An 8,110-nucleotide genomic window follows, 5' to 3' on the forward strand; every position below is an offset into this window, starting at 1 on the left:
TCAGAAGGAGCCGTTGTAGACGTCGAGGCCGAACCGGTTGAGCCCGGACGCGCCGGCGTAGCCGAGGTAGGGCACCCCGAACAGGTCCTCCAGGCTCGCCAGCAGGGAGTAGTGGTTGTACGACGTGCTGCTCACCGTGCCCGCCTTGACGAACGGGGAGAGCACCAGCGCGCCGACCTTGCCGCCGCCCATGCCGGTGATGCCCGGCAGTGCGGCGTTCGGGCCGGGGCCCTCGCCGCAGCAGGCCGTCGCGTCGGACTGCGGCCCGTCGGACTCGTCGAAGGTGATCACGAGCATCCCGTCGGCCTGGAACGCCGGCGAGGACGTGATCCGCGGGACCCACGTCTTGAGCCACTCGTCGGCCGAGGCCAGCCCGCCGGGCCGCCCGTCGACGCAGGGCGCGTCGTGGCCGTCGTCGCACAGGTTCGGCGTGATGTAGCTCAGGTTCGGGGTCGTCGAGGCCGAGCCGAGGTCGGACGTCAGCGCGGACAGGTCGACCACGTGGTCCGCGCACGACGGGGAGTCGATGACCGAGTGGAAATACATGAACGGGTTGTGCCGCGTGGCGTACTGGTCGCCGACCTTGGCCTTCTGCGTGTCGTCGACGGCGCCCACCTGCGGGTGCCGGCACGGCGTGCCCATGTCCTCCATGTAGCCGCGCCAGGTCAACCCCTTGCCGGTGAGCTGGTCGGTCAGGTTCGGCACCGAGGTCGGGAAGACGCACCCCGAGCCGACCGCCTGCCCCGGCGCCACGGTCCCGGACCCGGAGAAGTTCGAGTAGGTCTGGCAGTCGGCCTGCATCTGGCTGTTCGGGCCCTGGCCGCTGACCTGCGCCACGTAGTTGGGCTGGCTGTTGTGCGCCGTCCCGTAGTAGCTCGAGAGCAGCACGCCCTGCGAGCGCAGCGTCTGCGACAGGTACGGCGCCGCGGACCCCGGACCCCACGTCTCGTCATACCCCTTGTTCTCGAGGTTGATGACGAACACGTGCTTGACCGGCGGCAGGTATGCCGTGCCGGCCGCGGGCTTCGGGGCGGCGGCCGAGGCGGTGGTCGCCACGGCGACGAGCGTGGTGAGGGCGGTCGCGGCGGCGGCCAGGGCGGCCGTGCGGCGTCGGGGGCGGATCATGCGGGCAGGCTCCATCCGTGCTTGGTGGCGAGGTCCTTGAGGGCGTGCCAGTCCTCGTAGTCGGCGAATCCTCCCGGAGGGCAAGGGGTCCCGGCGAAGGCAGGCACGTCGTAGCGGGGTGCGGCGAGGTTGGTGGTGGAGAAGTCCAGGACCTCGGCGAGGTTGTTGGCCGCGGCATCCCGCGGGGTGAGCGGGGCCAGGCCCCAGCGCCACTCGATCATCTTGAGCACCGAGGTGTGGTCGTAGACGCCGTGCGCCACGTGGGAGCGCCGGGCCCTGGGCGAGACGACGAGGCACGGCACGCGGAAGCCGCGCAGGCTGCCGTACTCGGGGTGGGCGTCCGGCGCCGTCGTCGGCGCCACGTGGTCGTAGAAGCCGCCCCACTCGTCGTAGTTGATGACCAGCGCGGTCCGCCCCCAGTTCGGCGAGGTCGTGACGGCCTCGTAGACCTGGTCCAGGAAGTACTGCCCGGCCCGGATGTCGGCGTGCGGGTGGTCGTCGGCGGAGGACCCGGTCGACTCGTCGAGGAACTTGGGGTCGACGAAGCTCACCGCCGGCAGCGTGCCGGCCTTCGCGTCGGCGAGGAACGCTGAGTAGGGCTGGGAGATGTCGACGTACTTGTCGCCCCACAGCGCCAGGAACGGGGTGTCGTTGTAGTAGTAGGTGCCCGTGACCCCGGCGTCCTTGAGCCGGTCCCAGATGGTCGGCATGGTCGAGATGGCCGTGGAGTTGTGGATCCGGTCGGTCTGCGCCGAGTGCTGGTAGAAGCGGTTGGGGTAGGTCTCGGCCAGGATCGCCGAGAAGTAGCCGTCGCAGACGGTCCAGTCGCGGGCGGCGCGGCCGTAGAAGGCCAGGTCGGCGTCGGTGTAGTAGCCGATGGCGAACTCGTCGTTGTCGCCCGAGCGCAGCCACCCGTCGCACCTGCCGTCGTTGTACTGCACCCGGCCGCCCTCGTAGGAGTGGTCCGGGTCGGGGTGGGCGCAGCCCTGGGTGTCGGTGAGGTGGTGGGTCTGGCGGGTCACGCCGTAGCGGTCGGTGTAGGTCAGGCCCGCCTGCTTGCCGTTGGCCCCCGGCAGCCAGCCGAGGTAGTGGTCGAAGGACCGGTTCTCCATCATCACCACGACCACGTGGTCGATGCCGGAGTCGGCGGGGGCGGGAAGGGTCGGCGTGGCTGCGGACGCGGGCAGGGCCTGCTCGAGGGCGGCGGCGCCCAGGGCGGCCCCGGTGCCGGCCAGCAGCTGTCGTCGGCTGATCTCCATGACCGGGTCAACGGCGTTGCGCGGCAGGGGTTATCGGGGGCACCGGAAGTTCACGACTCGTTCACCGCCACGGCGTCCGGCACCATGGTCCCGTGGTGCAGACGGTGGAGCTGCTGCTCGACGAGGCACTCGAGGCGCAGGTGCTCGTGCAGTGGCGGGCCCTCGCCGACGCCGGGCTGCCCAGCCAGGCGCTGCACACCGGCCCGTCGAACCGTCCGCACGTCACCCTCACCGCGCAGGCGGCCATCCCGGCCGACCGCGAGCTCGGCCTCGCCGACGTGCTCGCGGGGCTGCCGCTGGGGGTGCGGCTGGGGTCGGTCACCTGCTTCGGGCGGGACCGCTACGTGCTGGTGCGCCCGCTCGTCGCCACGGTCGAGCTGCTCCAGCTGCAGCGGCACGTCTTCGCCGTCGCCGGCAACGGCAACGGGGTGCGCGACCTCATGCGGCCCGGGCACTGGGTCCCGCACGTGACCCTGGCGCACCGGATGAGCGCCGAGCAGGTCGGCATCGCGCTCGCCGTGCTCCACGGCTCGGAGGAGACCGACGGGTATGCCGTGTCCGCCCGCCGCTGGGACAGCGAGGCCCGGCGGGAGTGGGCCCTGGTCGCGCAGGAGTGAGCCACGAGGTGGATCCGGCGCGGGGCCGGCGAGCGTAGGCTCGCTGCCGAGGACGACCCGGGGAGACCGCCACGACCGCGACCCGCCACTTCGAGTCACCCGCCCTGCCGCAGCGGGTCGTCTTCGGCGTGGGGTCCTTCGCCCGGGTCGGCGCCGAGCTGGAGGCGCTGGGCGCCCGACGGGTGCTGCTCATCGCCTCGGTCTCGGCCAAGACCCGCGCCGACGACCTCGCCCACCACCTCGGTGACCGGCTGGCCGCGCGCGTGCACGAGGTCCGCCAGCACGTGCCGCAGGCGCTCGCCGACGACACCGTGGCGCTGGCCCGCGACCAGGGCGCCGACGCGGTGGTGACGGTCGGCGGTGGGTCCGCGACCGGCCTGGGCAAGGCGGTCGCGCTGGACACGGGGCTGCCGCTGCTGGCCGTGCCCACCACCTACGCCGGGTCCGAGGCCACCCCGGTGTGGGGTGTCACGGGTGAGCACAAGCGCACCGGCCGCGACCTGCGGGCGCTGCCCCGGGTGGTGGTCTACGACCCCGAGCTGCTCGCCGCCCTCCCGGCGTCGACCACGGCCACCTCCGGGCTCAACGCGATGGCCCACTGCGTCGAGGCACTGTGGTCCCCGGACGCGACCCCGGTGACGGACCTGCTTGCCGCAGAAGCGATCCACCTGCTGGCCAGGGCGTTGCCGCGCGCGACGTGGAACCCCGGCGAGGTCGCCGACCGGGAGGACGCCCTACTCGGTGCCTGGCTCGCCGGCACGGCGTTCGCCGTGGCCGGGGGAGGCCTGCACCACACGCTGTGCCACGTCCTGGGTGGCACCTGGGGGCTCGACCACGGCGCGACGCACGCCGTGCTGCTGCCCTACGTCACGGCATACAACGCGGCCGCGGCGCCGGAGGCGGTGGCGACCGTCGCGCGCGAGCTGCGCGCCGACGACGCGGCCCGCGGGCTGTGGGACCTGGCCCGCACCCTGGCCGCACCTCCGTCCCTGGCCGTGATCGGCATGCCGGCCGGGGGACTGGACGAGGCGGCCGAGCGGGCCGTGACGGCCGTGGGGGAGCGCAACCCACGGCCGGTGGACGTCGCATCGCTGCGACGGTTGCTGGACGACGCCTTCCTCGGGCGCGCGCCCGGCGGCAGCGCACGCCCTGCTGGGTGAAGGAGGCAGACATGGGCAGCTGGAACGGCATGACCTACGAGGGCAAGGACACGCTGCTGCGCGTCGTGCGCCACGAGGCCGAGGACTTCTACGCGCTGGCGGAGCGGCCGGGGGTCTGGGAGGCGCCCACCGGCTGCGCCGAGTGGCAGGTGCGCGACCTCGTCGGCCACCTCGTGGACGTCACCGAGAACTACTTCGAGCGCTTCGACGCCGCGCGTGGCGGCCTGGAGGTGGAGCCGGCCTACGGGGTGCGCGGGATGGCCGAGCGGGCTGGTGAGCGCGGCCGCTCGTTCCGGGACGTGCCCCAGGTCGAGCTCGTCGAACGCGGGCGCACCGACTTCGACAAGATGATGGGCCTCCTCGAGGCGCTGACCCCGGAGGACTGGACCGGCCTGAACGTCTCGCACTACTACATGGGTCGGCTGCCGGCGCACTTCTACGCGGCGTTCCAGCTCATGGACTACGGCGTGCACACCTGGGACATCCGCGAGGGCAGCGGCCCCGAGCACGCGCTGTCCGGCGAGGTGGCTGACCTGCTCGTGCCGTACATGTTCGTCCTCTGGTCGGCCACTGCGGCGCCGGACCCGGAGGCGACGCCGTTCGAGATCGGCATCCGCATCACCGGCGGCGCCAACGCCGGTGACACCCGGGTGAGCGTCGGTCCGGACGGCCTGTCCTACGCGGCCGGCGACCTCGCCGACCTGACCGTGCTCGAGTTCGACGCGGGCAGCTTCGTGCTCACCGCCTTCGGCCGCTGCCACGGCGGCACCGTCCGCGGCGACCGCGAGGTGGCCGACCGCTTCCTGAACCTGTTCTTCCGGATCTGAGGAGGTCGCATGACCAGCGAGATCGACCTGGCCGCCATCGACGCCGAGCGGGAGCGGCTGCGCACGACCTACCTGCGCTCGCCGCGGGAGCGGCCGGCGTCCTCGGCGCGCGGGCTGCACCACTTCGCGGTCGTCTGCTCCGACGTGGAGGCGACCATCCGCTTCTACCAGGAGCTGCTGGAGTTCCCGCTGACCGAGATCTTCGAGAACCGGGACTACAAGGGCTCCAACCACTTCTTCTTCGACATCGGCAACAACAACCTGCTGGCGTTCTTCGACTTCCCGGGCCTGGGGGTCGGGCCGTACGCCGAGGTCCTCGGCGGGCTGCACCACATCGCCATCTCGGTCGAGCCGGAGAAGTGGGAACGGCTCAAGGGCAAGCTGCGCGAGGCCGGCGTGGACTACCAGGAGGAGAGCGGCACCTCGATCTACTTCCGCGACCCCGACGGCGCGCGGCTGGAGCTCATCGCCGACCCGCTCGGGGAGATGTACGGCACCTCGGTCCTCTGACCCGGAGGCCGCGGGTGGCCGCCCCTTTGCGCAAGAAAGAGCTGCTGGGAGGCCGGTTTCGCGGCCTCCCAGCAGCACCATCTTGCGCAAAGCCGGGTATCACGCCCGGCCGCCTCAGGCCGCCCCGACCACGCCCACCTCCCGCGCGACCTCCTCCGCAGGCCGCGCGAGCACGCTGCGCAGCAGGACCGGCGTGAGCACGGCCGCGAGCAGGAGCAGCGCGGTCCCGGTGAGGGCAGCGACGTGGAACCCGTCGACGAACGCCTGCCGTGCGGCGTCGGCGAGCTGACGGCCGGCCGCGCCCGGCAGCTGAGCGGCGGTGCCGAGCGCCCCGGCGAGGCTCTCGTGGGCCGCCCGTGCGCCCGTGGGCAGGCCCGCCAGTGCCGGCTCGACGGTCCGGCGGTAGACGGCCGCCCCGATGCTGCCCAGGACCGCGATGCCCAGCGCGCCACCGAGCTCGCTGCTCGTCTCGCTGACCGCGGCGGCGACGCCGGCCTTGGGCGCGGAGACGCTGCCGATGACGACGTCGCTGACCAGGGTCATGACGGCGACCAGGCCGGCGGCGAGCAGCCCGGCCCCCACCATCGGCAGCGCCAGCGGGGAGTCCGGCTGGACGGTGCTCATCACGGCGAACCCGGCCGCGGCGACCGCCAGGCCGCTGCCCATGACCACGGCCCGGTTGACCTTCTGCGACACGGCGCCGGCGACCGGGGCGGCGACGGCGACGCCGACGCTGGGCAGCAGGCTCCACAGTGCGGCGGTCAGCGGGGACATGTCGAGCACGAGCTGGAGGTACTGCGTGACGAACACGGCGTGACCCACCAGGGCGAACATGGTCACGGTGTTGACGCCGAGCGACCCGCTGAACCCGCGGCCCCGGAACATCGCCAGATCGAGCATCGGGTGCGCGGCCCGGCGCTGGCGCACCAGGAACGCCGCGCCGACGAGCAGGCCGGCACCGACCCAGGCCAGCTGCGCCGCGCCGAAGCCCTCGACCGCGCCGTTCTTCATGCCGTAGACCAGCGGCAGCACCGCGCCGAGCGAGAGCAGTGAGCCGAGAAGGTCGAAGCGGCCGGCGGCGGGGTTGCGGTACTCCGGCAGCAGCACCGGGGCGAGCACGAGCAGCAACGCCATGACCGGCAGGTTGACGAGGAACACCGACCCCCACCAGAAGTGCTCGAGCAGCAGGCCGGACAGCACGGGCCCGAGCGAGACGCCACCGGTCATGGCGCCGGTCCAGATCGCGATCGCGGTGGTGCGCTGCTTCGGGTCCTCGAACAGGTGCCGCACCAGGGACGCGGTCGACGGCATGAGCGTGGCCCCGCCGACGGCGAGCACGGCCCGGGCGGCGATGAGGGAGCCGGGGCCGGGGGCGTAGGCGGCGGCCAGCGAGGCCGCCCCGAAGGCAAAGGCACCCACCATGAGCAGGCGGCGCCGGCCGACCCGCTCGCCCAGTGCCCCCATCGTCAGCAAAAGGCCGGCGAGGACGAAGCCGTAGATGTCGAGGATCCACAGCTGCTGGGTCGCCGTCGCCCCGAGGTCCCGGCTGATCGCCGGCACGGCGAAGTAGAGGACCGAGACGTCCATCGAGACCAGGAGCAGGGGCAGGGCCAGCACGCCCAGCCCGACCCACTCCCGTCGTCCGGCACGCCGCGGGGCGCCCGCCCCGGGACGCAGATCCGTGCTTGTCATGACCGCCCTCCTTGACTGCGTACGGCATACACTGTGTATGGCGTAAGCAGAAGGTAGCGCACTTTTGCGTAAGGCGTAAACAGATCTAGGATCGGGCGTCGCCGTCCCGCTGGAAGGAGCCCCATGAGCACAGCCGACGAGGTCGAGGTCCCACGGGTCCTGCGGCTGCTCTGGGGGCTGGAGAAGCCGTCCCGGCGCGGTCCGAAGCCCGGCCTGAGCCTGGACGCGATCGCCGACGCGGCGGTGCGGCTGGCCGACGCCGAGGGGCTCGCCGCCGTCTCGATGAGCCGGGTCGCCGGCGAGCTGGGCTTCTCGACCATGTCGCTCTACCGCTACGTCGACTCCAAGGACGACCTGCTGCTGGTCATGGCCAACGCCGGCTACGGCCGGCCCGAGCTGCACCACGGACCGCGGGCCGCCTGGCGCACCCGCCTGGAGGAGTGGGCGCGGGCCATGCGCGCCGGCCTCCAGGCCCATCCCTGGCTGCTGGAGATCCCGGTCAGCGAGCCTCCGCTCGCACCCAACCCGCTGGCCTGGATGGAGGCCGGCCTCCAGGCGCTGTCGGCCACGCCGCTGCGCGAGCAGGAGAAGCTCTCGGCGATGCTGCTCACCGACACCTTCGTGCGCGGCCAGACCCAGCTCGCGCTGCAGGTGGACGCGGCCGCCCGACGGTCCGGGTCCACCCCGCAGGAGGCCGACGCCCGCTACGCCCGGGTGCTGGGCCAGCTGGTGACCCCCGATACCCACCCCGGCCTCGTCGGCGCGCTCAGCTCGGGCTCGCTGGAGGACGGCGGCGACGACTTCGCCGACACCGAGTTCGCCTTCGGCCTCAAGGTCGTCATGGACGGCATCGCGGGCCTGGTCGAGGCCCGCGCGCGCCGCGCCGGGACGTAGTCGCTCCGGGGTGGGCGCCGGCCGAG

General features: G+C 72.9%; 8 protein-coding genes. 5 read left to right on the forward strand and 3 right to left on the reverse strand.

All coding sequences use genetic code 11. The annotated features are described in order from the left end of the window. Both FB474_RS20375 and FB474_RS20380 read right to left on the reverse strand, forming a co-directional pair. Complete coding sequence (locus FB474_RS20375; RefSeq protein WP_185746294.1) at positions 1-1,125, reverse strand: alkaline phosphatase family protein; 1,125 nt, start codon at positions 1,123-1,125, stop codon at positions 1-3. Beyond that, positions 1,122-2,384, reverse strand: a complete 1,263-nt coding sequence (locus tag FB474_RS20380) for an alkaline phosphatase family protein (RefSeq protein WP_141789715.1) — start codon at positions 2,382-2,384, stop codon at positions 1,122-1,124. The genes FB474_RS20375 and FB474_RS20380 overlap by 4 nt, the downstream gene beginning before the upstream one ends. Positions 2,385-2,476: 92 nt before the next feature. Here FB474_RS20380 and FB474_RS20385 point away from each other — a divergent pair, with 92 nt between their 5' ends. The 4 genes from FB474_RS20385 (at position 2,477) to FB474_RS20400 (ending at position 5,498) form a co-directional block, all read left to right on the forward strand. Further along, positions 2,477-3,001 carry a 2'-5' RNA ligase family protein gene (locus FB474_RS20385; protein WP_141789714.1) on the forward strand — a complete coding sequence of 175 codons (525 nt, stop codon included), beginning with the start codon at positions 2,477-2,479 and terminating at the stop codon, positions 2,999-3,001. A gap of 104 nt (positions 3,002-3,105) precedes the next feature. After that, a complete protein-coding gene (locus tag FB474_RS20390; protein WP_141789713.1) occupies positions 3,106-4,161 on the forward strand; it encodes a maleylacetate reductase in 1,056 nt (351 codons plus the stop codon). An 11-nt stretch (positions 4,162-4,172) separates the two neighbouring features. Next, positions 4,173-4,988, forward strand: coding sequence for a maleylpyruvate isomerase family mycothiol-dependent enzyme (locus tag FB474_RS20395; protein WP_221632569.1), 816 nt, complete (start codon positions 4,173-4,175; stop codon positions 4,986-4,988). Between the two features lie 9 nt (positions 4,989-4,997). Beyond that, positions 4,998-5,498 (forward strand): VOC family protein, encoded by a 501-nt coding sequence (locus FB474_RS20400; RefSeq protein WP_141789712.1) that lies wholly within the window; start codon positions 4,998-5,000, stop codon positions 5,496-5,498. Between the two features lie 114 nt (positions 5,499-5,612). Here the strand turns inward: FB474_RS20400 and FB474_RS20405 are convergent, their stop codons facing one another. Continuing rightward, positions 5,613-7,190: an MFS transporter gene (locus tag FB474_RS20405; RefSeq protein WP_141789711.1), complete on the reverse strand. Its 1,578-nt coding sequence runs from the start codon at positions 7,188-7,190 to the stop codon at positions 5,613-5,615. Positions 7,191-7,313: 123 nt separating this feature from the next. On the opposite strand from FB474_RS20405, the gene FB474_RS20410 reads away from it, so the two are divergent. Continuing rightward, the gene (locus tag FB474_RS20410; protein ID WP_141789710.1) at positions 7,314-8,084 is read left to right on the forward strand and encodes a TetR/AcrR family transcriptional regulator; all 771 of its coding nucleotides are present in this window, start codon (positions 7,314-7,316) and stop codon (positions 8,082-8,084) included. Positions 8,085-8,110: the final 26 nt, after the last annotated feature.

Source organism: Oryzihumus leptocrescens, assembly GCF_006716205.1.
GTDB lineage: Bacteria > Actinomycetota > Actinomycetes > Actinomycetales > Dermatophilaceae > Oryzihumus > Oryzihumus leptocrescens.

Coding starts and splice junctions, on each gene's coding strand:
- FB474_RS20395 (WP_221632569.1), top strand. CDS start 4,173: ATGGGCAGCTGGAACGGCATGACCTACGAGGGCAAGGACACGCTGCTG.
- FB474_RS20410 (WP_141789710.1), top strand. CDS start 7,314: ATGAGCACAGCCGACGAGGTCGAGGTCCCACGGGTCCTGCGGCTGCTC.
- FB474_RS20405 (WP_141789711.1), bottom strand. CDS start 7,190: ATGACAAGCACGGATCTGCGTCCCGGGGCGGGCGCCCCGCGGCGTGCC.
- FB474_RS20380 (WP_141789715.1), bottom strand. CDS start 2,384: ATGGAGATCAGCCGACGACAGCTGCTGGCCGGCACCGGGGCCGCCCTG.
- FB474_RS20400 (WP_141789712.1), top strand. CDS start 4,998: ATGACCAGCGAGATCGACCTGGCCGCCATCGACGCCGAGCGGGAGCGG.
- FB474_RS20375 (WP_185746294.1), bottom strand. CDS start 1,125: ATGATCCGCCCCCGACGCCGCACGGCCGCCCTGGCCGCCGCCGCGACC.